Origin of the sequence: Devosia sp., assembly GCF_017307565.1 — a bacterium.
Classification (GTDB): Bacteria; Pseudomonadota; Alphaproteobacteria; order Rhizobiales; family Devosiaceae; genus Devosia.
Genome location: NZ_JAFKHD010000068.1, coordinates 14281 through 40176 on the forward strand (window position 1 = coordinate 14281; position 25896 = coordinate 40176).

The window sequence follows — 25896 nt, forward strand, 5'->3', positions numbered from 1 at the left end:
AATTTTCATAGCGCCATGGCCTTGCCGCGCCGCATCGTCGCTTCGCCGGCACCCTGCAGCGGCTGCCACCAGGCGGCATTGTCGAGATACCAATCAACGGTCTTGGCGAGGCCCGACTGCAGCGTTTCGACCGGCCGCCAGCCAAGCTCCTGCTCGATCTTGCCGATATCCATCGCATAGCGCCGATCATGTCCCGGCCTGTCGACCACGAAGCTGATCAGCTCGGCATAGCGCGCACCATCCTGCCGGGGCTCGCGTTCATCCAGCAGCGCACAAATCTGTTCGACCATGTCGAGGTTGGAGCATTCCGCCCTGCCCCCAATATTGTAGCTCTCGCCGACTTTTCCGCGCGCACTGACCAGCGCCAATGCCCGTGCATGGTCCTCGACATAGAGCCAGTCGCGCACATTGCTGCCCGTGCCATAAACCGGCAGCTTGCGCTCAGCGAGGGCACTGAGGATCATCAGTGGAATGAGCTTTTCCGGAAAATGGAAGGGCCCATAATTGTTCGAACAATTGGTCAGCACCACCGGCATGCCATAGGTATGGCGCCATGCCCGCACCAGATGGTCCGACGCGGCCTTTGACGCCGAATAGGGCGAGGACGGCGCATAGGGTGTCCGCTCGGAAAACAGGCTCCCGTCAAACGGAAGATCGCCGAAAACCTCGTCCGTCGACACATGATGGAAGCGAAACTCCCGCTGCCCGGCCGGAGATAGCTTCTGCCAATAGTTCAGCGCCGCATGCAGCAGCACATAGGTGCCCACCACATTGGTCTCGATGAAATTGCCGGGCGCATCGATCGAGCGGTCGACATGGGTCTCGGCCGCCAGGTGAATGAGATGGTCGATGCCATGCTCGTCCAGCAGCCGGCTAACCAGCGGCCCATCACAAATATCGCCCCGCACGAAGATGAAATTGGGCAGGTCCCGCAATTGCGCAATCGCGTAGAGATTGCCCGCATAGGTCAGCTTGTCGAGCACCACCACGACATTGTCCGCGTCCGCCGTCAGGTGCCGACACAATGCCGAACCGATAAAGCCGGCACCGCCGGTAACGAGGACCCTCATGCCGGTTCCTCCGATATCTCGGTGAGATCTGCTTCGTCCAGCGTCAGCGCCAGCCTGTCCTTGTCGGAAAGCTGCATCTCCTCGACCCGCACCGGCCAGGCAATCGCGAGCCGCCGATCGTCAAACCGGATCGCCCGTTCATGCGCCTTGCTATAGGGGCGCGACACCTTGTAGGCGACTTCAGTATCCGGCTCGAGCGTCACAAAGCCATGCGCGTAGCCCGCCGGCACCAGCAGTTGGTTCCAGCGCGACGCGGAGAGCTCGACCCCGATCCACTGCCCGAAAGTCGGCGAACTCGGGCGAATATCGGCCGCGACATCAAAGATCGCCCCCCGCAACACGCGCACGAGCTTGTCCTGCGCAAACGGGGCAAGCTGATAGTGCATGCCGCGCATCACCCCACGCTGGCGCGACACCGAATGATTGTCCTGAACGAATTGGGTGCGGATGCCGTGACGCCCAAAATCCTCGGCGCTCCACACCTCGCAGAAACTGCCCCGCTCATCGCCATGACATTGCGGCTGGATTTCCAGCACCCCGACCAGCCCGGTTTGACGAACCGAAATGCTCACAGCACCAGTTCCCCGATACGCCGCTTGAGATAAGTCGCATAGCGTGACGCTCCGAGCCGCCCGGCGCGCGCCATGGCCCGGTCTGCATCCAGCCACCCCATTTCAAGGCCAATCTCTTCAAGACAGGCGATCTGCATGCCCTGCCGCTGCTCGATCGTGCGCACGAACGACGCCGCGTCATGGAGGCTTTCATGCGTCCCCGTATCGAGCCATGCATAGCCCCGACCGAGCCTGGCCACATGGAGTTGGCCGCGCTGCAGATACTCATTGTTGACCGAGGTAATCTCGAGCTCGCCGCGCGCCGACGGTTTCGTCGCCGCGGCCACGTCGATGACGTCATTGGGATAGAAATAGAGCCCGGTCACGGCCCAGTCGGAGTCCGGAAATTCTGGCTTCTCGACGATCCGCACTGCCTTGCCGGTGCAATGGGCGGACGTCACGACGCCATAGCGCTGTGGATCGTCCACCTGGTAGGCAAAGATCGTCGCGCCCTCCTCACGCGCCGCGGCGGCCCGGGTGAGATCAACAAGGCCATCCCCGAAATAGAGATTGTCCCCGAGGATCATTGCGACATGGTCATCGCCAATGAATTCTCGCCCAATGATGAAGGCTTCGGCCAGCCCATTGGGCTGGGGTTGCTCGGCATAGCAAAGATTGAGTCCGAACTCGCTGCCATCGCCCAGCAGAGCCTCGAAAGCAGGCAAATCGCGCGGCGTCGAAATGATCAGGACGTCGCGAATACCTGCCCGCATCAGCACGCTGAGCGGATAGTAGAGCATCGGCTTGTCGTAGATCGGCAGGATCTGCTTGGAGATCGCCAGCGTCAACGGATAAAGCCGCGTCCCGCTGCCCCCCGCCAGGATGATACCCTTCACCTCTTCCTCCTCACGTAAGCCCACTCACGGCAAGCTCATGTGTCAGTAGGAAAATCGAAGCACATGGACCGTAGAAGCACTACGGCATAGGACCACCCCCACGCCCCCCAAGAAATCGCCTTTTCCGGCAATGGAGGCCTAGCCTGTTGGAGCTAGGGACCAGACATCCCTCGCCTTCAGTCGCAAGACCACCCAGAACGTGTTCGATTATACCGAGATGCTCTGCAACCCACCCCGTAAGTATGTCCGCGACGCAAGGCCATCACCCGTCGAGTTCGAGAAACGGCACAAAATCTTCCCCCGAAGCGTCTACGAAACACCTGACTATTCAAACGCCTGGCCGAACTCTTGGCAGTCACAGAAACCCCGGAAGCGCAAAAGCGGTCGATGTCTGGCCATAGTATAAAGTTTCGCTTCACGCCACCAGAAGACACGATATCGCACTGAAGGGCCCTGCAGCTGACATCACTGGCCTCCGAAATCCCCCAAAACGCACCACCTGCATTCGGCGCGCGAAAAGACGCTATTTTACCACTTGGTTATGTTTTCTAACACCATGAAAGATAACTGGCGTTATTGGATGTTTGAAGCGTTTTCGAACGCAGTTCGCGCAATTGCCATGCGGCCGTGCTGGAGCAGCTATAGCCCCATAACGCTTCGCCGCTCTCACTGACCACCTCTCACACCCATCCGGCGGACTTGCGGCAGGCAGCGTTCCCGCCTATCCGTCACGGCTGTGACGGAGGTTCAGATTGAAGATCATTATTACCGGAGCCTCAGGCGTCGTCGGCCGCGACTTGGTGCCAGCGTTTCTTGCACGCGGCGCGCAGTTGCTTCTCGTAGGCCGTGAGCCATCACGTCTGGCAAAGCTGTTTCCTAGCGTGGAGTGCACGAGCTATGCGGAGCTAACTCAGCATGCCAAAGGCTATGATGGACTTTTGCACCTCGCCGTTCTGAACAACAACGTCGCAGCGTCTGCGGAAGAGTTTGTGCACGCGAATACGGATCTGACGGCTTCTCTCGTCGACATCGCTAAACAGGCTGGAATCGCTCGGTTTGTATACATGTCCACGACCCAGGCTCTGGATGACCGAAATCGCTCCTCTTATGCCACCAGTAAAAGGACAGCGTCCAATGCCGTGCTTGCCGCCCAAGGCGTAGAAACGCGCGTGATCTATCCATCCGCTATCGTTGGCGATCAACTCAACGGCCGTCTGGCACTTCTCAACGCCGCTAGCCCGTCCCTGCGCAAAGGGCTGCTGGAGCTTTACAGTGCAATCACGCCCGTGGCCGATCACGCGGCTGTAGCTACTGCCTGCTGGAATGCACTGAACGCTCCAGATTTCCCGCAGCAGACCGTAGTCAGCAGGGATCAGTCGAAGAACTCAGCCTTTCTGTGGATCAAGCGATGCACAGACGTGCTCGTAGCCCTCGCTATCCTCGTGCCATTCTGCTGGCTTCTGGTGGCCATATGGCTGGCGGTAAAACTGCAGTCACGCGGGCCAGGGATATTTGCGCAGGAGCGGGTGGGGCAAGATGGCCGTATCTTTACGTGCTTTAAGTTCAGGACCATGGCGCAAGACTCGCCCAATGTGGGCACACACGAAGCATCGACCTCTCTAGTAACGCCTCTTGGCAAGGTTTTGAGGAGCACCAAGCTGGACGAACTCCCACAAGCCATAAACATTCTGCTTAACCAGATGTCTCTTGTCGGACCGAGGCCTTCGCTGCCCAATCAGGCTCAGGTTATCAGCGAACGAGAAAAGCTTGGCGTCCTAACCGTCAAACCGGGCATTACAGGTCTCGCTCAGGTCAAAAAGGTCGACATGAGCCAACCGGCCACACTGGCACAATGGGACGCGCAATATGTCCAGCTCAGATCGCTGCGTCTTGACCTGTCGATTGCGCTCCAAACTCTCCGAGGCAAGGGCGGCGGAGACGCTATGGCGCCCTAACCCGGCGCTTTCCGGGCGTGTAGTCGCGATGCGAAACTACGCGTGGTCTACTGGTGCTGGAGAAACCACCGATAGGTCTCTGCAATACCCTCGGCTAGCGCGATCCTGGGCGCCCAACCCATGTTGCGCAGTTTTTCGGCGCTCATCAGCTTGCGCGGTGTACCGTCAGGTTTCGACAGATCGTGCACGATCTCGCCAGTGTAACCGACCACCTCACAAACGATCTGCGTAAGTTCCAAAATAGTCACGTCCTCTCCGGACCCGACATTGACATGCTCATGGTCGGAGTAATTCTTGAGCAGGAACACCAGAGCGTCTGCACAATCGTCGGCGTGGAGGAATTCGCGCCGCGGCTTTCCCGTGCCCCACACGGTAATCGAGGATGCTCCAGCCGTTTTCGCCTCGTGTGCCTTGCGGATAAGCGCGGGCATGACATGGCTGGAAGTCAGATCGAAATTATCGCCAGGCCCGTAGAGGTTGGTCGGCATCGCGCTAATAAAATCACGGCCATACTGCTTGCGATAAGCCTGAGCGAGTTTGATACCCGCTATCTTGGCGATCGCGTACCACTCGTTGGTGGGCTCCAGCGCCCCCGTGAGCAGACTGTCTTCCGAGATCGGCTGATCAGCAAATTTGGGATAGATGCAGGACGAACCGAGGAAGAGGAACTTTTCAACATCGTTGGCATGCGCCGCCGCAACGATATTGGCCTCGATCATGAGGTTGTCATAGAGAAACTCGGCAGGCCGAGTGTCGTTGGCCATAATGCCCCCGACCTTGGCAGCTGCCATCACGATGGCATCAGGCTTGGCGTCGGCCATAAAAGCTTCGACTTCGCTCTGGCGCATGAGGTCTGCCGTTTCCCGACCAGCCGTGATCACCTCGCAGCCTTCGGACGCAAGCCGACGCACAACGGCACTTCCAACCATGCCGCGATGGCCAGCAACCCAGACACGCTTTCTGTTCAGATCATATGTCATGCGTCAGCCCTCAAAACTCACGGGCAAATCCAGGCCATGCGACCTCAGGAGCGCAAAGCGCCGCGCAGCTCGATGGTCAGCTTCAACCATTGCCCGACACATCTCGCGCGCGGTGATTTCCGGTGACCAGCCCAGCTTCTGCTTCGCCTTGCTTGGATCACCAAGAAGCGTTTCGACCTCCGCAGGGCGGAAATACTTGGGATCGATGCGCAGGATGACATCACCAACCTTCACGCTGGGGGCCATGTCCCCGTCGACCCCGATGACAGTCCCAACTTCGTCAACGCCTGAACCCGAGAACTCAATCGTTATGCCCAAATCCGAAGCGGCCCAGGAGATGAATTCGCGCACTGAGTACTGCTTGCCTGTCGCGATCACGAAATCTTCGGGACTATCCTGCTGCAGCATCATCCACTGCATACGGACGTAATCCTTGGCGTGCCCCCAGTCGCGAAGGGAGTCGATATTGCCCATGTAAAGGCAGTCTTCGAGACCAAGTGCAATGTTTGAGAGACCACGGGTGATCTTGCGGGTTACGAACGTCTCTCCGCGTCGCGGGCTCTCATGGTTGAACAGGATGCCGTTGCAGGCGAACAGTCCATATGCTTCTCGGTAATTCACCGTGATCCAGTAGGCGTAAAGCTTGGCGACCGCGTAGGGCGAGCGAGGATGAAAGGGGGTTGTTTCGGTCTGAGGCGTCTCCTGCACTAGACCATAAAGCTCCGAGGTCGAGGCTTGGTAGAACCGCGTCTTTTTTTCTAACCCAAGAAACCGGATAGCTTCCAATAAGCGCAGGGCACCTGTGGCATCGACGTCGGCGGTATATTCTGGCGCGTCGAAGGAAACCGCAACGTGCGACTGTGCGCCCAGATTATAAACCTCGTCAGGCTCGATATCTCGGATCAGGCGCGTGAGGTTGGACGTATCCGACAAGTCGCCGTAATGAAGCTTCATCTGTGCATTGCCGACGTGCTGGTCCTGATACAGATGATCGATGCGCTGTGTATTGAACAGCGAAGCCCGACGCTTGATGCCGTGAACTTCATAACCTTTTTCGAGCAGTAGCTCGGTCAGGTATGAACCATCCTGCCCGGTGATCCCCGTAATCAGAGCCTTTTTTGTCATTGTCGCCTCGAGCAAATTCGTCCTGAAGCGAAAAGGCTGCTGTGTAATCGAACAGCTAAAACGACTGCCTTTAGGCCATGCCAGCTTGTGTCACCGCTGTGCCGCAAGCGTCAAGCTTTGCAGGTCGCTCCACAAGCTTCGCGTTTCGGCCACGTTTTGACGTTGCGCCGCATGTGCTATTTCTGTTTACCAACAGTAGACAGTAGCGACGACCATCAAAAGATGGGCCGATGTTAGCGCTTTAGAGCGGCGTGGCTACTAGCTAGGCTAGAAAATTTCAGAGATTTCGTAGGCATGTTGAGAGTAGTATCGACGATCATCGGCCTTCCGCGGTTTTGGAAACGCGTCATCATCTTGTCGTTTGATGCCTTGGCATTGGCGGCGACGCTCTGGGCCAGCTTTGCCCTCAGGTTTGGACAATGGACACCGCCGTCGACGCTGTTCGACTTCCTGCTGATCATGTCAGCGCCGATTGTTGCCATCCCGATATTTGTCCGACTGGGACTCTACCGCGCCGTTATCCGGTACCTACCGGAACGTGCACTGTGGACGACGATCCAGGCGACGACACTGGCAACCCTATGTTGGGTTCTTGTGATTTTTCTGTCGCAGATTTCGCTGAGTTACGTCGTGCCCCGCTCGGTGCCCATCCTCTATTGGGCCCTAGCCACAATCACCATCGGCGGCAGCCGTTTCATCGCAAAAAGGCTGCTTTGGCCGAAAAGCACCACCCGGCAACAAAACAAACCGATTGCGATCTATGGTGCGGGTGAAGCTGGCGCTCAGCTTGCCAATGCCCTGCGCCGGCAGGGAACCTATCGCATCGTCGCCTTCCTTGATGACAACAGGACGCTGCACGGACGCGATGTAGCCAGTATCCGGGTGTTCCCGCCGTCGGCGGTGTCCATGCTTACTGCACAGTACGGTCTCGAGGAGGTCATCCTATCGATCCCGACACTTACAGCGACCCGCCGACGCGAGATCGTGAGTGCAATCGGCGGTCAAGGGGTCAAGATTCGGACTGTGCCGCCGGTGACGGACTTGGTAGATGGGCGCTATCTTGTGAGCCAAATCCGCGAAGTCGACATTGATGAGCTGCTCGGGCGCTCATCGGTCCCTCCTGCCCCCGGACTCTTGAGGTCGATGATTGCCGGCAAGACCATCATGGTCACAGGAGCAGGCGGTTCGATTGGCTCTGAACTGTGCAGGCTGATTGTCAAGCTTGAACCCCGATGCCTTATCCTGTTCGAGGCGAACGAGTTCGCACTGTACAATATCGAACGCGAATTGCGCGGGGACCCGACGTCAACAATCGTTCCAGTGCTTGGCTCAATCGTCGACCGCCAGCGCGTCGACATATCGATGACAGCCTACAGTCCTGATGTGGTTTTTCACGCGGCAGCGCACAAGCATGTGCCATTAATCGAAGCCAATGCTCTTGAGGGCATTCGCAACAACGTCATGGGAACTCGCATTGTCGCAGATGCAGCGTACGCTCATGGCGTTTCAACCTTCGTTCTAATTTCCTCAGACAAAGCCGTGCGCCCCACCAATGTCATGGGCGCGACCAAACGTTGGGCCGAACTGATCGTAGCGGAAAAGGCGGCCGAGGCTGAACGCGCTGGAAGCGGGCAAAGGTTCACCGCCGTCCGCTTCGGCAATGTGCTGGGATCCAACGGTTCTGTGGTGCCGCTCTTCAAGGAGCAGATCAGCAAAGGAGGCCCCGTTACCCTTACGGATCCAGCAATGACACGGTACTTCATGTCCATCCATGAAGCCTCCGAACTCATCGTTCAGGCCGGTGCACTCTCCCACGGCGGAGACATTTTCCTGCTCGACATGGGCAGCCCCGTGCTTATCAGGGACCTGGCAGAGAACATGATCCAGCTGGCAGGCCTGGCAGTCCGCAGTGCTGAAAATCCCGATGGAGACATCGAAATCGTCGTTACCGGCAAGCGCCCCGGTGAGAAAATGTTCGAGGAGTTATTCTACGACGACGGCGCGGTGGAAACTACCGATCATCCCAAAATCCGTCGCTCGCCAAAAGAAAGCTCGATCCCGGTCGCGATGGCATTTGCCGAGCTTATCGCCCACGTCGACGCTAATGATGAAACCGCCGCCCGCAAATGCCTATTTGGCCTGATCAGCCAATTGCCCGAAAAGGCTGATGCCTAGACTGCGTTTCTACTGGACGGCGCCCCCCATCGTGGCTAGACCGCGACTGCTCGTTTCTGACGACCCGCCGGGCTTGCAAGAGATCGATCTGCAGTTGAGACATATTCGATGAGTCTGAATGGCCCCGTCCATCTTCGCGACTTCAGGGAAGGCGCCATGAACGCTGTTGCAGCTTTGTGGCAACGACTACCCCAGCGGCGTCGCCGCCAATTCTATGGCCTGATCGCCATTTCGCTTCTTGCTTCCGTTGCCGAGGTTATGAGCCTCGCGATGCTGTTTCCTTTGCTTCTGCTTTTGGCTTCGCCGCAGCAAGCAATGGAAAGCGGCTTCATACAACCGGTGGCCACAGCCATAGGCCTTACCGACACTGCGCCCCTTGCCTTCGCGGCGCTGATGGCGTTCATCGCTGCGGCTCTCGCCGCCGGTATCATTCGCTGGATCGTATTAGTCGCCAACAATAACTATTCTTTCGGATTGGCGACCGAGTTGAGTGAGCGCGCCTACCGCAAAAGCCTGCTCCAACCCTACTCCGTGCAGCTACAGCGCAATTCAAGCACCATAATCGATGGTGTCATGAACAAGACCATGGCGGTTGCCGGCAATGTGGTTGCACAAATCCTGACGTTGATGACGTCGACCGTTGTTGGCCTTAGCATTCTTGTGACGCTGATCGTCACAGATCCCACCGTCGCGGCCGTCACCGGTATTACCTTTGCGGTGATCTACATCACCATCACCATCGCCGTCCGACAGCGGCTTCAGCAAAATGGTGAAATTATTGCTCGTGAATCGGCTCGGGCCATCAATGCCTTGCAAGAGGGTCTTGGCGGCATCCGCGACGTGCTGATCGACGGCACGCAAGAAACCTATGCCCAGATCTTTCGCAATGCCGACCGCCCCTTCAAGGCAGCAATGAGCCGCAATGCCATCATTGCTGGATCGCCCCGGTTCATTGTCGAAACGCTCGGCATGATCCTGATAGCGACCCTCGCTTTTTTTCTGACCCGTGCCGATGGCGGTATGGGATCAGCGATCCCGACCTTGGGGGTTTTGGCGCTGGGCGCGCAGCGTCTGCTGCCCATGCTGCAGCAAAGCTACGCGGCCATCGCCACCATCAGAGGCAGCGAAGCTTCGCTTTGGGGGGTCATCGAGTTGCTGGACCAGCCTGATGCGCCGTCGCAGTCAGTAAGCAAGGTACCGTTCGAGAGGGATATCCGGCTGGCAGCAGTCAGCTTTCAATATCCCACCGCCAGCGTCCCGGTATTACACGACATGACTTTGACAATTCCGAAAGGAAGCAGATGCGGCTTTTATGGCCCCACTGGCGGCGGAAAAAGTACGACGCTCGATATCATCATGGGGCTGCTCGAGCCGAGCGGCGGCCGCATCGAGGTCGACGGCCTGCCGATCACCGAGCAACATCAAAAGGCTTGGCGCGCCCACGTAGCGCATGTTCCCCAGGCAATCTACCTCTCCGACAGCACCATTGCTGAAAACATCGCCTTCGGCAGCAAACGTGACGAAATCGACATGGATAGGCTTCGCTCTGCAGCGCGATCCGCCCAGATAGCGGATACGATCGAGAGCTGGCAAAACGGCTATGATACGCGCGTCGGCGAGCGCGGGCTTCGTATTTCAGGAGGCCAGCGGCAGCGTATCGGCGTGGCGCGCGCACTTTACAAGCAGGCCGATCTCATCATCCTTGACGAGGCCACGAGCGCTCTGGACAACCAAACTGAAAGTGCCTTGATTGATGCCATCGAGGCGCTCGGCTCGCATGTGACAATCATCATGGTGGCGCATCGCCTGACGACGCTCAAAAACTGCGATGCACTGGTGGAAATCGAAGGTGGGCGCGTGAAACGCGTTGGCCGATACGACGAGCTGATTGCCTGACAGCCTTGGCTTGAGTTGCCAGTTCAGCTCATCTTATAAGCAGGTCACTGCGCGGTATCGCTCATTCTGGATCATATCGAGGTAGCTTTGAAAGCAGTTATATTGGCAGGCGGGCTTGGTACGCGCATCTCAGAGGAGACTGGCGTAAAACCAAAACCAATGGTTGAGATTGGTGGCCGCCCGATCCTTTGGCACATCATGAAGATTTTCGGTGCGCATGGGATCAATGATTTCGTGATCTGCTGTGGCTACAAGGGCTACATCATCAAGGAATATTTCGCCAATTACTTCCTTCACATGTCGGACGTCACTTTCGACATGCAAAACAATGAAATGCTGGTCCATCAACGTTATGCCGAGCCGTGGCGAGTGACGCTGGTCGATACTGGCGAGAGCACTATGACCGGTGGGCGCCTGCGGCGCGTGCGCGACTACGTCAAGGATGAGGAAGCCTTTTGCTTCACCTATGGCGACGGGCTGGCCAGCATCAATATTACGGAACAGATCGCGTTCCATCGCGCCCATGGCAAGCTGGCGACAGTAACCGCAGTTCAGCCACCCGGCCGATATGGCGCGCTGGACATGGACGGAACAAGCATTCGTGGCTTCATCGAAAAGCCACAGGGTGACGGCGGCTGGATAAACGGCGGCTACTTTGTGCTGTCGCCCAAGGTCATCGATGAAATCGACGGCGATAGCTCCTCGTGGGAAGGCGCTCCCTTGCAGGCACTTGCTCAGAAGGGCCAATTCGAGGCTTACCGGCATTCGGGATTCTGGCAGCCCATGGATACGTTGCGGGAAAAGGTTATGCTTGAAGAGCTGTGGCAGAGTGGCAAGGCGCCATGGAAGGCCTGGACTTGACCTCGGCGAGATCAAGCTTGGCGAACCTGGCTGGCCGCCGGGTGTTTCTCACAGGGCACACCGGTTTCAAAGGCAGCTGGATGGTTGCCCTCCTTCGGCACCTCGGTACCGAGGTATTTGGCTACGCGCTCCAACCATCATCGACACCCAATCTTGCAGAACTCGCCGGTATCGGCGACATGCTGGCGAACGAGACCATTGCCGACATTCGTGACGCTGTTGCCTTGCGCCAGGCAGTGCTCAACGTGCAACCGGATCTCGTGATCCACATGGCGGCACAGGCGTTGGTGCGGCCAAGCTATTCAGATCCCATTGACACGTGGTCCACCAATGTCATGGGCACGGTCAATCTGTTAGACGCTGCGCGCAACGCCAAGGGCATCGCTGGGATCGTCATTGTGACGACCGATAAATGCTATGAGAACCGAGCCTGGGAATGGGGCTATCGTGAAACCGACGCTTTGGGCGGGCACGATCCCTATAGTGCCAGCAAAGCAGCAACCGAGCTGGTTGCGCAAAGCTATCGCAAGAGCTTTTTCAATGACGGCGGCACACTGATCGCCACCGCTCGCGCAGGTAATGTCATCGGCGGCGGCGACTGGAGCCAGGACCGTCTTGTCGCCGACGCCGCGCGGGCAGCAGCAAGTCGAAATGCCCTCGTCGTACGAAACCCTGACGCCACCAGACCCTGGCAGCATGTCCTGGATTGCCTGTCGGGCTACCTGACGCTCGGCAGCGCCCTGTTGGCAGGCAAACACGATGCCGCCACCGCATACAATTTTGGCCCCGATCCTGTAGATAACGTTAGTGTAGGACAACTGCTGACCGGGCTTTCCCAACATTGGCCGGAATTGCGTTGGCAGGTGGAACGGCAAGAAGACGCTCCGCATGAGGCGGCGTTTCTTTACCTGGATTCCAGTCGGGCCCGACGCGACCTTCAGTGGAAATCACGCTGGGGCCTCGACAAGGCACTGCAGCAAACCGCCGTCTGGTATCGCAGCGTGGCTCAGAATAGCTCGGTTGCTCCATCCCTTATTGCCTCTCAGATCGATGAGTTTCTACAATGAGTTCAGCGACGTGCATGTCTTGCGGGACGCCACTGAGCCGTGTGGTCTGCGACCTCGGCCTGTCGCCCATTTCCAATGCTTTCATCAAAGCTAGCGATGCTCAAACGGGCGAAATGTTTTACCCGCTCAAAGCCTGTGTTTGCGAAAAATGTTGGCTGGTGCAATTGGAGTCGAGCCCCGAATCCAGCGCACATTTCCACGAGGATTACGTTTATTTCTCGTCGTTCTCGACCGGCTGGGTCGAGCACGCGCGCCGCTATGTCGAGGCCATGACTGAGCGACTGTCGCTTACGCCGCAGAGCCGAGTGATGGAACTGGCCAGCAATGATGGCTATCTGCTGCAATTTTTTGCTCAAGCGGGAATTCCAGCCCTCGGCATCGAGCCCACGGCCAATACGGCGGCAGCAGCACGTCTGAAAGGTGTCGAAACCCGAGAAATGTTCTTTGGCCGCAGCAGCGCAGCAGCGTTGGCAGCCGATGACTGGACCGTGGACTTGCTGCTCGGCAACAATGTTCTGGCTCATGTGCCCGATATCAACGACTTCGTCGGTGGCATGCCGCTGGTGCTAAAGCCGGAGGGAGTGATCACCCTCGAGTTTCCACATCTGCTGAACCTGCTGACGCAGAACCAGTTCGATACGATATATCACGAGCACTACACTTACCTCTCACTCACCGCGCTGACCCCGATCTTCGAACGCGCGGGCCTGCGTGTCTTCGACGTCGAGAGCATTTCCACACACGGCGGCAGCCTGCGTATTTTCGTCTGTCACACCGCTTCAGACCGCGTTACCACGCCGGCAGTCCACGAGATGCTGGCGCGCGAGCACGCCGAAGGCCTCGACGCTGCCGAGCGGTACGATGCTTTTGCCACAAGTGTTGTTCAGACCAAGGGCGCCCTGCTGCAGTTTCTCATAGAGGCACGCGCGGCAGGCAAGACCGTGGCAGGCTATGGTGCCGCCGCCAAGGGTAATACCCTGCTCAATTATTGCGGCGTGCGCGCTGACATGGTGCATTTTGTCGTCGACAAGAACCCAACAAAGCAGGGGCGTCTCCTGCCCGGATCGCGTATTCTGGTGCTGGCACCCGAAGAGGTCGCAAAACGACGGCCAGACTATGTGTTGATCCTGCCGTGGAATATTCGCGACGAGATTATTGACCAGATGTCCGGTATTCGGGCTTGGGGCGGGCAGTTCGTGGTGCCGATTCCGACACTGGATATCATCCCGTGAAGTTCACCGAGACACCTCTTGCCGGTGCGTACGTGATCGATATCGAGCCACACGCGGACGAGCGTGGATTTTTTGCGCGCACGGTTTCGACCGAAGGCTTCGCGGAACACGGACTTGGCGCAAGTTTCGTGCAGCAATCGATATCCTTCAACGTCCTCAAAGGAACGTTGCGGGGTCTGCATTTCCAGGCAGCGCCACACGAAGAAGACAAATTGGTACGCGTTACACGCGGTGCCATATTCGACGTGATCGTTGATCTACGGAAGAACGAGCCCACCTTGGGCAAATGGTTTGGTGTCGAGCTGAGCGCAGTCAATCATCGTCAGCTGTATATTCCCAAGGGATTTGCCCATGGCTTCCAGACGCTGGATGACAATTCCGAAGTGCTTTATGCCATGACGGTGCCTTATGCCCCGGGCTTTGCCCGCGGCGTGCGGTGGGACGATCCGGAGATCGGCGTGGAATGGCCTCTCCCCCATAGCGTTATTGGCGCTCGCGATCTCGAACTTCCTACTATGGCAGAGAGCAAGCTGGCATGACCCGCATCCATTATACGAAGCCTTCCATCACAGACCTCGAAGTGGCTTACGCAACAGACGCGGCCCGCAATGGCTGGGGCGAAAAGTGCTACGAATATATTGGCAGATTTGAAACCGCTTTCGCCAGGCACTTGGGCGTGAAGCACGCAGTCGCCACCTCCAGCTGCACCGGCGCAATTCACTTGGGCCTTGCAGCACTGGGCGTGGGGGCCGGCGACGAGGTCATTCTCGCGGACATAAACTGGATCGCCTCAGTAGCCCCAGTGATCTATCTGGGTGCGACGCCTGTGATGGTTGATATCCTGCCCGATACCTGGTGCTTGGACCCGGCCAAGGTCGAGGCAGCGATTACCCCCAGAACCAAAGCCATTATCGCCGTCCATATCTATGGAAATCTCTGCGACATGGACGCTCTGCTGGCGATCGGCGAACGTTATGGCATTCCTGTTATCGAAGACGCAGCCGAAGCCATCGGCAGCCAGTGGCGCGGTCAGCGGGCAGGTTCGATGGGCCGGTTCGGAACATTCTCCTTCCATGGTACCAAAACCATCACCACCGGCGAAGGCGGCATGTTTGTTACCAATGACGACGCGCTCTTTGAACGTGTACTCACCCTGTCAAACCACGGCCGGGCGCGTGGCCAGACCAAGCAGTTCTGGCCAGACGAAGTTGGGTTCAAATACAAGATGTCCAACATCCAGGCGGCGATCGGTTTGGCCCAGGTAGAGCGGATCGAAGAGCTGATTGAGGGCAAGCGCCGGGTTTTTTCACAGTATCAGCGCGAGCTTGCGGGCCTTCCGCTAACGATGAATCCGGAGCCAGAGGGGTGTGTCAACGGCTACTGGATGCCCACCATCGTCGTTGATGGCGCGGTATCCTTCACGCGCGATGGCTTGCTTGCCGAGTTCAAAGCCAACGAGATCGATGGCCGGGTATTTTTTTGGCCGCTTTCGGAACTGCCCTACTTCCCGTCGCGGCCCGACAATACCGTCGCCCACGACATCTATCGTCGCGCCATCAACCTGCCCACTTATCACGACATGGCGACGCAAGACATCCAGCATGTCTGCGAGATAGTTCGACGGCTGTTGAGGGCCAAAGATGACTGACACAAATCTAATTAACGTGATGATTGCGGGGATCGGCGGCGCCTCGCTTGGCACCGAGCTCATGAAGTCGCTGCATCTCGCTGGCGGCTACCGGATATTCGGTTGCGATATTTCATCGACTGCTTTCGGTCTCTATGACGAGCGTTTCGAAAAAGCCTTCCACGTCGACCGAGACAACTATATTGCGTCGGTCATAGGCGCCTGCCAGTTGGCAAATGCGCGCTGGTTGGTTCCTGGGGGTGAACAACCCATGGTCCTGCTCGCCGCAGCTAAGCCTGCTCTTGAGGCGGCCGGCATCGGCCTAATAGCGAATGATGCTGAGCTCATCCGAGTCTATTCCGATAAGGCCGAGACATTTCGGCGATTGGCTGCGTTAGATATACCCGTCCCGCTGACTCGTGAGATCCATAAGGATGACGACATTGTCGCCGTCGGGCTCCCCTGTATCATCAAGCCGGCCACAGGATCGGGCGGCAGTGCGATGGTTTTTTTTGCAGTCGACGTAGATGAGGCCCGCATCTACGCCGACTATATCAGCCGAGCTGGTGGAGTCGCCATCGCCCAAGAATATATCAGCCACGACAACGGTGAGTTTACCGTAGGGGTGCTTTCAACGCCCGACGGCGCAGTGGCCGCCTCAATAGCACTCAAGCGCAGCCTAGACAGCAAGCTATCGGTGATGTCGCGGGGCCGTGGTGGGTTAATCTCTAGCGGTTACACCCAAGGTTATATCGGCAGTTTCTCGGACATTTGCCTGCAGGCCGAACGCATCGCTCTCGCCATTGAAAGTCGTGGTCCGATCAACATCCAGGGCAGGCTTCGCGACGGCGTTCTAGTTCCGTTTGAGATCAATCCTCGTCTGTCGGCATCCTCGTACCTGCGAGCCATGGCGGGTCATAACGAGCTTCATTGGCTGTTGCAGTATCTGGCGAAAGGCACGCCCATCCGACCATCCTCGATCAAGGAAGGCTGGTACCTGCGTTCTCTCACCGAGACCTTTGTTGAGCCGGAGTGCTTAAAGGTATGATCCGCTGGATTACTCCATTCCTCGGCACCGCGCCCGCAGGATCGCCTGACATAAGCCCTGATATCCAGGTTGTTGACGTGCGCGATTTGGTCGACAAAAACGGCAACAATCTGGACGCCATCCGCCTAAAGATAGAGCAGGGAACAGCCTTGCTTGAGGCTGGCCAGAGGCTTGTGGTCTGCTGCGACTATGGGATTTCTCGTAGCAATTCCATAGCTGCGGGTATCCTCTTCCGTCATGGCGCCATGTCCTTTGATGCCGCTGTCCGCGAAGTACGCCGGACAACTGGCGAGAACGAGATCAAACTAGAGCCCCTCAATGCGGTGCGCGCGGCATTGAGAGCAGATGAACCAGTGCCTAAACTGGATGGACTCAGGGTTCTTATCACCGGAGGATCGGGCTTTATCGGTTCGGCGTTAAGCGGAGCTTTGGAGGGCGCAGCTTTCGTGCTCGCGCCAAGCCGTGCGCAGGCTGATCTTTCGGCCGGAGCAGTCGCGCTCGATTTGCTTGTCAAGGAACATCGCATCAACACACTGGTGCACTTGGCCAATCCGCGAATCTACACGTCTGCCCAGGCGACGGGCGATGCGGTGACCATGCTACGCAACGCGCTAGACGTCTGCCGGGAGAATGGCTTGAGGCTGATCTTTTTGTCCGGTTGGGAAGTCTATTCTGGATACCGTTCGGTCGACCTACTGGCAGATGAAACGTTGCCCACTTTGCCCAAGGGCCCCTATGGCGAGGCCAAGATGCTGTGCGAGACGCTGATAGGCCACTATCGACAGTTGCACGGTCTGGATGCGGTAATCGTTCGGTCGTCCCCAGTCTATGGGATTGGAAGCGACCGACCAAAGTTCATCTACAACTTCCTTGATAAGGCCCGCCGTGGCGCACCTATCCAAACTCACTGCTATCTGAACGGTTCGCCGCAACTTGACCTACTGCATATTGACGATCTGCAGTCCGCCCTTTTGTCCATCCTGACTTCCGATGCGTCGGGCGACTTCAATGTGGGAACCAGTCAGATGACAAGCACCTTGGTCATCGCATCTGCTATCGTGGAACGAACCCAGTCGGCGAGCAAAGTCGTCCAGCACCCGATTGCGGACTATGCACCGAATATTCGAATGGACTACACCCGTGTCAGGAAAATCCTCGGCTGGGAGCCGAGCTGGTCTATTTCTGACGGGCTCGACCAGATAATTATGCAAGGAAAAACATGATGGCGGACACCGGATCAACGACGCCCGCGGACGAAATCGCCCTTCAAGAAGGCTTTTCCTGGGCTCGTTCCGTAAATTTCAGCGACTACAACAGCTACCTGGGCCACTATCAGGTGATGTCATGCCTCGATCACGTGCGCGGCGACTCTCTGCTTGACATGCCGATCGGGGATGGTTTCCTGACTGAAAAAATGGCGCACCGGTTCAAGCGTATCGTCGGCGTCGATGCGTCGAGCAAACACTTGGCGGAAGCGCAGAAGCGGCTTCCACAGGTTGAAATGCATCATGCGCTGATCGAGGACCTCGATATCGAGGAGAAGTTCAGCACCGTAACCATGCTGAACGTTCTCGAACACGTTGAGGACCCGGTTCAGGTTCTCCAGAAGGCCGCCAGCTTTCTGGAACACGAGGGAATCCTGATCGTCCATGTACCCAATGCCCATGCTGTCAACCGTAAGATAGCGGTATTGATGGGAACGCTCGAAAGTTGCGAGGAACTTTCGCCTTTCGACATCAACGTTGTGGGCCATCGACGCTCTTACACGATGGAGACCTTCAAGGAGGACTTCAACAAGGCCGGCCTCAATATCGTGGCAACCGGCGGCGTCTTTTACAAGATGATGTCGACTCCGCAGATCGACTGGTTCCTTAAAAATGGTCCATGGGAAGAAGGCGGCTTTGGCTGGGGTCGTGTTGGTGCAGAACAGCGTGATTGGAAGTCAGAGTTCTGCCGTGCTTGCTACGAATATGGCAAAGACCATCCTGAGGATTGCAACGTCATTTATATCTGCGCCACCAAAGCTTAAGTCGGCCTCAAAAGGAAAAAAAATGGATCCGATCAAGGATTTTGCGGCCCAGGTCGCTGGTAACATTCGAGCGCTCGGGACTGACCAAACCCTTCGGGCGGATACCGTTAAATGGATCGAAGAGGCGAACGCCCACGGCTACACCTATAATTATTCATGGCTTGGCCGGCCGATCATTCAGTTCCCGCAAGACATGGTCGCCATGCAGGAGTTGATTTGGCGCATAAAGCCTGACCTCGTGATCGAGACCGGCATTGCCCATGGTGGCTCGCTGATCCTCAGTGCCTCGATGCTGGCGATGCTTGACTATTGCGATGCCGTTGAAGCTGGAGAACTGCTTGATCCGGCCAAGCCAAAGCGCCGCGTATTGGGTGTCGACATCGATATCCGCGAGCACAACCGTAGCGCCATTGAGGCACACCCGATGGCCAACCGGATCGACATGATTCAAGGCTCCTCCATCGATCCAGAAACCATTGCCGCTGTACATGCGAAAGCTTCCGGATATAAGCGCGTCTTGGTTTCACTGGACTCGAACCACACACACGAGCATGTTCTGGCCGAACTTGAGGCCTATGCACCGCTGACCACACCGGGAAGCTACTGCGTGGTGTTTGACACTCTCATCGAAGATATGCCGGCAGGGTCCTTCCCGGATCGTCCATGGGACAAGGGCGACAATCCAAAGACTGCGGTGTGGGAATATCTCAAGACACACTCTGAGTTCGAGAGCGACCTTGACTTCGACCACAAGCTACTCATTACCGTAGCACCGCATGGCTTCCTCCGCCGCAAGGATTAGTTTTCGCAACGTGCCAAAGTGCTTCATCCCTGCGAAGCGAGTCGATAAAGCCGGAACCAGTCGCTCGTCCCATATGACCGCGCCGACGCGGTTTCGTGTAAATCGCGTGGGGTTTTGTTATTCCCGTTGCGCAGTCCTGAGGCAGCTTAATCATGCGGGTTTTGGTTACAGGCGGGGCGGGTTTTATCGGATCGGCGCTGGTGCGCTACCTCGTGCAGGAGCTTGGCTATGACGTCCTGACCGTCGACAAGCTGACCTATGCCGGTAACCTCGCTTCGCTGACCTTGGTGGCAGATAGCCCCAACCATCGGTTTGTCAAAGCCGATATCTGCGATGCCGCGGCCATGGCCGCGGCGTTTGCAGAATTTCGTCCGGACCGGGTAATGCATCTCGCCGCCGAAAGCCATGTGGACCGCTCCATCACTGGTGCGGCCGAGTTCATCCAGACCAATGTGCTGGGCACCTTTACCCTTCTGGAGGCAAGCCGGGCCTATTGGATGACCTTGACGCCGCCCCAGCAGACAGCATTTCGGTTCCTCCACGTCTCGACCGACGAGGTCTATGGATCACTCGGTGCCGAGGGCCTGTTTGCCGAAACGACCCCCTACGACCCCAGTTCGCCTTATTCGGCCAGCAAAGCGGCCTCCGATCACCTCGCCAAGGCCTGGCAGCGTACCTATGGGCTGCCGGTGGTGGTTTCCAATTGCTCGAACAATTACGGGCCCTACCACTTCCCGGAAAAACTCATACCACTGACCATCCTCAACGCTCTGGAAGGCAAGTCCCTGCCCGTCTATGGGCGCGGAGACAACATCCGCGACTGGCTCCACGTTGATGATCACGCCAGGGCTCTCGACCTCATCGCGGCACGCGGGCGTCCCGGCGAGACCTATAATGTTGGCGGCCGCAATGAGCGACGCAATATCGATGTGGTTCTGTCGATTTGTGCCATCCTTGACGATCTTCGACCTGATGCTGCACCACGGAGCGATCTTATCGCTTTCGTCGAAGATCGCCCGGGACATGATGCGCGTTACGCAATCGATGCAACGCGTCTTGAAACCGAACTTGGCTGGCGTGCCAGCTACACGTTCGATTCTGGCATTGAGCAAACCATACGCTGGTATCTGGACAACGACTGGTGGTGGACGCCGCTGCGTGCCCGCCACGCCGGTGAGCGGCTCGGACTTTTGGAAAAAACGGCGACTGCCGCATTAGAGGGAGAGAGCCATTGAAGGGCATCATACTGGCAGGCGGTAGCGGCACACGGCTCTATCCCATAACCGCCGCAGTCTCCAAGCAGTTGCTGCCGATTTATGACAAACCGATGATCTATTATCCGCTGACCACGCTCATGCTGGCGGGAATCCAGGATATCCTGATCATCACGACGCCGCATGACAACGAAAGCTTCAAGCGCCTACTGGGTGACGGTTCGCAATGGGGCATCACAATCAATTATGCCGTCCAACCCGAGCCGGCGGGGTTGGCACAGGCCTATACGATTGGCGCCGACTTCATCGATCGTCAGCCATCGTGCCTGATTCTGGGCGACAATATATTCTTCGGCAACGGCTTGGCAGGCATTTTGGGTACGGCGACGCGGCGCAAGGAAGGCGCCAGCCTCTTCGCCTACCGGGTCGCTGATCCCGAGCGCTACGGCGTTGTAGAGTTCGACTCCCACATGACAGCCATTTCCCTCGAGGAGAAGCCCCTGAAGCCGCGCTCCAACTGGGCCGTGACCGGGCTCTATTTCTACGACGGCTCGGTGGTCGATATCGCCGCCGACCTCAGGCCATCGGCCCGCGGTGAGCTGGAAATCACCGATGTCAACCGGATCTATCTCGAACGCGGCCAGCTCAACGTCGAGTTGATGGGACGAGGCTACACTTGGCTTGATACCGGTACGCCCGACAGTCTGCTCGAAGCGGCGGAGTTTGTAGGGATTCTGGAAAAGCGGCAGGGTATCAAGATAGCATGCCCGGAAGAAATCGCCTTTCGGCAGGGCTTCATCAGCCAGGCTCAGTTGGAGTCGGCCGCGGAGGCACTCGGCAAAAGCACCTACGGCCTCTATCTCAGGCACATCGCAGCGGGCCGCTGACGGCCTGCCATTTCCCTTCTAGTCGAGCAGCATATGCATTTCGTGGTTATCGGCGGTAACGGCTTTATTGGCAGACATTTTGTGTCCGCCGCTGTCAGCAAAGGCCATCGCGTTACGATTGTCGGCCGCGCGGCTTCAATCGCAGATGAGCATGGTCCGGCCGTCGATTACCGCTCCGGCGGGACCCAAGCCCTGGCCGCCGACTCAGAGCTGTTGAGCCGAGCCGACCGCATCTGCCACTTTGCCACGACGTCGACGCCCGCAACATCCAACGCAGATCCGCTTGCCGATATCGAGAGCAATCTGATGTCTACGGTGCGGCTCTTAGAGGCGATGCGACAGACCGGCAATCGCCGCATTCTGTTCCTGTCCTCTGGTGGCGCCGTCTATGGGCGACCACATTATCTCCCCATAGACGAAAAGCATCCGCTCAATCCCCTGAGCGCGTATGGCGTCGTAAAATCGGCGATCGAGCGGTACCTGCGCATGTATGAGGCCAACTATAGCCTAGCGCCGACAATTATCCGACTCGCCAACCCTTATGGGCCGGGCCAGAATTCTTTTGGCCAGCTTGGCGCGGTGAGTACGTTCATCCATCTCGCGCTAACAGACCAACCGGCGACGATCTGGGGCGATGGCAGCGTGATACGCGACTATGTCTACATATCCGACGCCACCGCCTTACTGCTGGCAGCAGCAGAAAGCGATGCGACAGGCACGTTTAACTGTGGAGCCGGGACGGGCACCAGCCTGATCGAATTGATGGAGACGGTTGAGCAGGCGACCGGCAAAACCCTCCACCGCCAATTCAAGCCGGCAAGGTCCTTCGACCCACCGGAAGTAGTACTAGATGTGTCACTGGCCCATAGTATTTTCGGCTGGCGCCCAGCTGTTCCGCTGACAGCCGGTGTGTCGCGGACGGTTAAGGCGCTGGCAGACTAAACAGCGCTATTTCTAAAAATCGCGCCGCCCAACCCTATTCACTGCTCTGAGGGCCGGCGAACCGCCACCACGTTCCAGCCAAACAGACCTATTTCGGATGACTGCGGATAGCGTGTCCCATAGCTGGCAACCATGCGCGTCAGGCGACCGCCAATTCTGCGGAGCAAATTGTTCATCGGCTTGCCGCTGTAGACGCCGATAAGATCCATGCCTCGGTTGAACTCCTGCGCTGCGAGTTCAAACATATTGCCGTTGGCGTCCATGCGGACGATGTCGAAACCGGCAACACCAAGGTGATGCTCGTAGAAATACCGGCTGAACCCCGTGGCAAAGTGCTGGGGAGCAAAATGCGTCATGCTGACGAATGGCGCAGTTATTATGATCTGCCCGCCGGGCTTTACCAGCTTGCACATCTTGCGCACTGATGCAGGGGCATCGGCGACATGTTCTAGGACTTCGGAGCAGAGAACTGCATCGTAAAGTGTGTCCTCGGGAATATCGAGAAGATCGCAGACCAGATCGATTTGAGACGTGTTCCACTCACGCGTCTGCAGCCCCTTGCCGTCGCCCTTGCCGTCGTAGGTGGCAAGGTCCTGCGCCACATACTGGAGATGCGCCGCGTCTGGTTTGTAAAAGCACTCACCTGCTCCAACATCGAGCAATGACTGACCGGCTGGAATTTCACCGATACGCTCGCGCACCCAATTCCATCTGAACTGCTCGTTTGTCATAATTGCAGGCATAGAACTTCCAAATTTGTATGACGCGGAAACTCGGAGAGAGGCGACATGGCCGGTACATCAGCCGTGTTGCAAGCCGCATGGGTTTGTTATAGCCCGAGCAGGTCATCAACAACCACCTAGGCAATACCCCATCGCCGCCATTGGGGTAAGCCATGAGCTAGCCGACGGCGCATTGGAGTTCAAGCGTGGCCGAGATTACAATAGGGATTCCCACCTACAACAGGCCCGCGGGTCTGCGCCAAGCGCTAGAAAGCATCGAAAAACAGTCCCTGCAGCCAGACAAAATTATCGTAAGCGACAATGCCAGTACCACCACTGAGACTGAGAAGATCGCTGCGGAGTTTGCAGATAAACTGCCCATACAATATTTTCGCCAAAAAGAAAATTTGGGAGCAAAGCGCAATTTTATCTTTCTCCTCGAGCAAGCCGACACGAAATATTTTATGTGGTTAGCCGATGACGATGCTTTCGGCGCAGACGACACCTTACTCCACCTCTATCAGGAGATACGTCTACACCAAAATGTAGTAATGACGTTCCCAGACGTTGATGTGTTTTTTGATGAGGAGAAAACACATTACTCACGAGGTATCCATTCAAAAATCTTCGGCAACTGCCAGACGAACTGGGATTATTTAAGAGCTTTTGCTGGGTATGGTGGCGGACATTGCTTCTACGGTCTCTATGACAGAAAAATGTTAGAGAGCTTCAACCTAGACAGCGTGTTCGACAGCAGCATAGCCTACTTCAATGAAGGTGTATTTTTACACACCTTATTTCTCAATGGCGGCATCCGTTTCGTCCCAAAGGCTAAATTTACCTACAATGGAACTTCACCTGCAAAAATCTCTTCCGAAATCCTTCTGCACTCGTTTCAAATATACAGTGAAAAAGTTCTTAACTTATACTCAGAGAGAAAATTAAAATTCTTTCAAAATCTAATCGTAATGAGAGAACTGCGCAAAAGTCATAGCCCTTATATCCGCAGCTTAGAGCGCGACATAAAGGCCACCAAGGATATGAAGTAGGCAGTGACCAGCATGGTTATTTCAGCAATTAGAAAATTGCGCGCCAGATTGAGGGCACACAAAGTCGCTCAAGTGCAGAAAAATATCTATGATGAGAATTTTGTCGATGAATTCGCTTTGCTGAGCAAACAACATGCGGAATTGCGCGCTGAACCCATGAACTGGGATGACAGGTACGTTTGTTTGTCGGAAAAAACGATACAAACCGAGTTCGATCGACACTACATCTATCACCCTGCTTGGGCAGCCAGAATATTGGCAACAACGCGCCCCGCTATACATGTGGACATTTCATCCACTCTTACTTTCTGCACGCTTATTTCCGCCTTTATTCCAACAGAATTTTACGACTTTCGCCCCGCTCCGCTGGCGCTGAGTGGGCTGACATGTGGTGCAGCAGACCTAACGAACCTGCACTTCGTAACCGATTCTATCGATTCACTGTCCTGCATGCACGTACTCGAACACATCGGGCTCGGGCGCTATGGCGACCCAATCGACGCCATGGGCGACCTGAAAGCGATGAGAGAGCTCGTTCGCGTCCTGAGGCCAGGTGGTGACTTGCTTGTTGCAGTCCCTGTTGGCAGAGAACGTGTGCAGTTCAATGCCCACAGGATTTACGATCACGAACGTCTACTTTCCTATTTCGAGGGGCTGGAGCTGCAAGAATTCGCACTGATCCCAGATGGACCTGCTCCTGATGGCCTGATTGCGGCAGATGCGGCGCTCGTCCGCTCTCAGGAATATGCCTGCGGATGCTATTGGTTCAAGAAGCCAAAGTGACCACGTCTCCGCCAACCATCACGATCCTGATCCCGGTCTACAACGCCGAAAACACGCTCGAAGCGTCCCTAGTCTCCGCGCTCGAGCAGACGCGTCCAGCCAACGAGATTGTGGCCATCAATGATGGGTCGCGTGATGGATCGGGTGCTATTCTCGCCGCGGTAGAAGACCCGCGGATGCAGGTTTTCGAACAAGAAAATCAGGGCCTGGCGGCAACGCTTAACCGGGGCATCGAACTGGCCAGCGGCGCATATATTGCGCGCCTTGATAACGATGATCTGGCGCTGCCGCAGCGGTTGGAAAAACAACTGGCCTTCATGGAGTCGAATCCGGACGTCGCTTTGCTCGGCACCTGGGCCGCGATTTACGTCGGGGATGATAAGAGCGGCCGGTTTCACCGTCATCCAACCGAGTCCAAAAGCCTCAAGCTCGACCTGCTATTCGACAACCCCTTTGTGCATTCGTCAGTCATGTACCGTACAGACGTCGTCCGCGCACTGGGTGGATATCGCGTCGAGCGCGCCAAGCGCATTCCCGAGGATTACGAATTCTGGTCGCGCATCGCCCGCTCGCACGAAATCGCCAATCTTCCTGAAGTGCATACAGTCTACCGCGAAGTGCCCGGCAGCATGATGCGCAGTGGTGCCGAAGAGATGCTGGACAACGTCATCGTCATTTCCGCCGACAATCTGCAGCATGTATTGCCGGGTATTTCGCCGTCGCACTGCCTAGACCTGTCGCGGCTCTATCATGGTCGCGCGCCGGCCTCGAACCGGATCATACTGCAGGCGCTGCAATTGTGGCGACGGGCCGCGATTGCTGTTGGCGGTGCGCCCAGGCAGTGGACGCCCGAGTTTCGAAACCGCTATAGATTGGCGCAGCGGCGCTTGCTGGTGCAGAGCGTCCGGCGGGCCCTCCCCCGTCCCATCGCCAATCTGCTGCGCAAGGCGCGACAGCTCCTTAAAACCAAGACATAGGACGTTGC

24 protein-coding genes are annotated in these 25896 nt (G+C 57.0%); 18 read left to right on the forward strand and 6 right to left on the reverse strand.

Annotated elements, in window-relative coordinates; translation table 11 throughout:
• Positions 1–5 precede the first annotated feature (5 nt).
• The 3 genes from rfbB (J0I64_RS01415) to rfbA (J0I64_RS01425) are packed head-to-tail and all read right to left on the reverse strand — an operon-like array spanning position 6 to position 2517.
• Positions 6–1070: a dTDP-glucose 4,6-dehydratase gene (gene rfbB, locus J0I64_RS01415; protein WP_291405693.1), complete on the reverse strand. Its 1065-nt coding sequence runs from the start codon at positions 1068–1070 to the stop codon at positions 6–8.
• Positions 1067–1636, reverse strand: a complete 570-nt coding sequence (rfbC, locus tag J0I64_RS01420; protein ID WP_291405748.1) for a dTDP-4-dehydrorhamnose 3,5-epimerase — start codon at positions 1634–1636, stop codon at positions 1067–1069. The genes rfbB (J0I64_RS01415) and rfbC (J0I64_RS01420) overlap by 4 nt, the downstream gene beginning before the upstream one ends.
• Positions 1637–1638: 2 nt before the next feature.
• Positions 1639–2517, reverse strand: a complete 879-nt coding sequence (gene rfbA / locus J0I64_RS01425) for a glucose-1-phosphate thymidylyltransferase RfbA (protein WP_291405695.1) — start codon at positions 2515–2517, stop codon at positions 1639–1641.
• 752 nt (positions 2518–3269) lie between these two features.
• Here rfbA (J0I64_RS01425) and J0I64_RS01430 point away from each other — a divergent pair.
• Positions 3270–4472, forward strand: coding sequence for a sugar transferase (locus tag J0I64_RS01430; RefSeq protein WP_291405697.1), 1203 nt, complete (start codon positions 3270–3272; stop codon positions 4470–4472).
• A gap of 47 nt (positions 4473–4519) precedes the next feature.
• On the opposite strand, the gene J0I64_RS01435 is transcribed toward J0I64_RS01430, so the two are convergent.
• Together J0I64_RS01435 and gmd are read right to left on the reverse strand one after the other, a co-directional pair.
• Complete coding sequence (locus J0I64_RS01435) at positions 4520–5452, reverse strand: GDP-L-fucose synthase (protein ID WP_291405699.1); 933 nt, start codon at positions 5450–5452, stop codon at positions 4520–4522.
• Between the two features lie 3 nt (positions 5453–5455).
• Positions 5456–6577 carry a GDP-mannose 4,6-dehydratase gene (gene gmd / locus J0I64_RS01440; protein WP_291405701.1) on the reverse strand — a complete coding sequence of 374 codons (1122 nt, stop codon included), beginning with the start codon at positions 6575–6577 and terminating at the stop codon, positions 5456–5458.
• Between the two features lie 294 nt (positions 6578–6871).
• On the opposite strand from gmd, the gene J0I64_RS01445 reads away from it, so the two are divergent.
• The 14 genes from J0I64_RS01445 (at position 6872) to J0I64_RS01510 (ending at position 22357) form a co-directional block, all read left to right on the forward strand.
• Positions 6872–8752 (forward strand): nucleoside-diphosphate sugar epimerase/dehydratase, encoded by a 1881-nt coding sequence (locus tag J0I64_RS01445; protein ID WP_291405703.1) that lies wholly within the window; start codon positions 6872–6874, stop codon positions 8750–8752.
• A gap of 156 nt (positions 8753–8908) precedes the next feature.
• A complete protein-coding gene (locus tag J0I64_RS01450) occupies positions 8909–10648 on the forward strand; it encodes an ABC transporter ATP-binding protein (protein ID WP_291405705.1) in 1740 nt (579 codons plus the stop codon).
• An 87-nt stretch (positions 10649–10735) separates the two neighbouring features.
• Positions 10736–11509, forward strand: a complete 774-nt coding sequence (gene rfbF / locus J0I64_RS01455; protein ID WP_291405707.1) for a glucose-1-phosphate cytidylyltransferase — start codon at positions 10736–10738, stop codon at positions 11507–11509.
• A gap of 17 nt (positions 11510–11526) precedes the next feature.
• Positions 11527–12576 carry a CDP-glucose 4,6-dehydratase gene (gene rfbG / locus J0I64_RS01460; protein WP_291405709.1) on the forward strand — a complete coding sequence of 350 codons (1050 nt, stop codon included), beginning with the start codon at positions 11527–11529 and terminating at the stop codon, positions 12574–12576.
• Complete coding sequence (locus tag J0I64_RS01465) at positions 12573–13808, forward strand: class I SAM-dependent methyltransferase (protein WP_291405711.1); 1236 nt, start codon at positions 12573–12575, stop codon at positions 13806–13808. Before rfbG ends, J0I64_RS01465 begins: the two co-directional genes overlap by 4 nt.
• The gene (gene rfbC / locus J0I64_RS01470; RefSeq protein WP_291405713.1) at positions 13805–14347 is read left to right on the forward strand and encodes a dTDP-4-dehydrorhamnose 3,5-epimerase; all 543 of its coding nucleotides are present in this window, start codon (positions 13805–13807) and stop codon (positions 14345–14347) included. The genes J0I64_RS01465 and rfbC (J0I64_RS01470) overlap by 4 nt, the downstream gene beginning before the upstream one ends.
• Positions 14344–15456, forward strand: coding sequence for a DegT/DnrJ/EryC1/StrS aminotransferase family protein (locus J0I64_RS01475; protein WP_291405715.1), 1113 nt, complete (start codon positions 14344–14346; stop codon positions 15454–15456). Before rfbC (J0I64_RS01470) ends, J0I64_RS01475 begins: the two co-directional genes overlap by 4 nt.
• Positions 15449–16483: an ATP-grasp domain-containing protein gene (locus J0I64_RS01480; RefSeq protein ID WP_291405717.1), complete on the forward strand. Its 1035-nt coding sequence runs from the start codon at positions 15449–15451 to the stop codon at positions 16481–16483. The genes J0I64_RS01475 and J0I64_RS01480 overlap by 8 nt, the downstream gene beginning before the upstream one ends.
• Positions 16480–17706 (forward strand): NAD-dependent epimerase/dehydratase family protein, encoded by a 1227-nt coding sequence (locus J0I64_RS01485; RefSeq protein ID WP_291405719.1) that lies wholly within the window; start codon positions 16480–16482, stop codon positions 17704–17706. Before J0I64_RS01480 ends, J0I64_RS01485 begins: the two co-directional genes overlap by 4 nt.
• Entirely contained in the window at positions 17706–18512 is an 807-nt protein-coding gene (locus J0I64_RS01490) for a methyltransferase domain-containing protein (RefSeq protein ID WP_291405721.1), read from the forward strand. The genes J0I64_RS01485 and J0I64_RS01490 overlap by 1 nt, the downstream gene beginning before the upstream one ends.
• A gap of 22 nt (positions 18513–18534) precedes the next feature.
• Positions 18535–19314: a cephalosporin hydroxylase family protein gene (locus J0I64_RS01495; protein ID WP_291405723.1), complete on the forward strand. Its 780-nt coding sequence runs from the start codon at positions 18535–18537 to the stop codon at positions 19312–19314.
• A 152-nt stretch (positions 19315–19466) separates the two neighbouring features.
• Positions 19467–20549 carry a dTDP-glucose 4,6-dehydratase gene (gene rfbB / locus J0I64_RS01500; RefSeq protein WP_291405725.1) on the forward strand — a complete coding sequence of 361 codons (1083 nt, stop codon included), beginning with the start codon at positions 19467–19469 and terminating at the stop codon, positions 20547–20549.
• A complete protein-coding gene (rfbA, locus tag J0I64_RS01505; protein WP_291405727.1) occupies positions 20546–21415 on the forward strand; it encodes a glucose-1-phosphate thymidylyltransferase RfbA in 870 nt (289 codons plus the stop codon). The genes rfbB (J0I64_RS01500) and rfbA (J0I64_RS01505) overlap by 4 nt, the downstream gene beginning before the upstream one ends.
• Positions 21416–21448: 33 nt before the next feature.
• The gene (locus J0I64_RS01510) at positions 21449–22357 is read left to right on the forward strand and encodes an NAD-dependent epimerase/dehydratase family protein (RefSeq protein WP_291405729.1); all 909 of its coding nucleotides are present in this window, start codon (positions 21449–21451) and stop codon (positions 22355–22357) included.
• Between the two features lie 38 nt (positions 22358–22395).
• Here the strand turns inward: J0I64_RS01510 and J0I64_RS01515 are convergent, their stop codons facing one another.
• Positions 22396–23100, reverse strand: coding sequence for a methyltransferase domain-containing protein (locus J0I64_RS01515; RefSeq protein ID WP_291405731.1), 705 nt, complete (start codon positions 23098–23100; stop codon positions 22396–22398).
• Positions 23101–23285: 185 nt separating this feature from the next.
• On the opposite strand from J0I64_RS01515, the gene J0I64_RS01520 reads away from it, so the two are divergent.
• Genes J0I64_RS01520 through J0I64_RS01530 form a run of 3 tightly spaced genes read left to right on the forward strand, consistent with a single transcriptional unit; the run spans position 23286 to position 25888 of the window.
• Positions 23286–24128: a glycosyltransferase family 2 protein gene (locus J0I64_RS01520; RefSeq protein ID WP_291405733.1), complete on the forward strand. Its 843-nt coding sequence runs from the start codon at positions 23286–23288 to the stop codon at positions 24126–24128.
• Between the two features lie 12 nt (positions 24129–24140).
• Entirely contained in the window at positions 24141–24911 is a 771-nt protein-coding gene (locus tag J0I64_RS01525; RefSeq protein WP_291405750.1) for a DUF268 domain-containing protein, read from the forward strand.
• Positions 24908–25888 (forward strand): glycosyltransferase, encoded by a 981-nt coding sequence (locus J0I64_RS01530; protein ID WP_291405735.1) that lies wholly within the window; start codon positions 24908–24910, stop codon positions 25886–25888. Before J0I64_RS01525 ends, J0I64_RS01530 begins: the two co-directional genes overlap by 4 nt.
• The last annotated feature ends 8 nt before the right edge of the window (positions 25889–25896 follow it).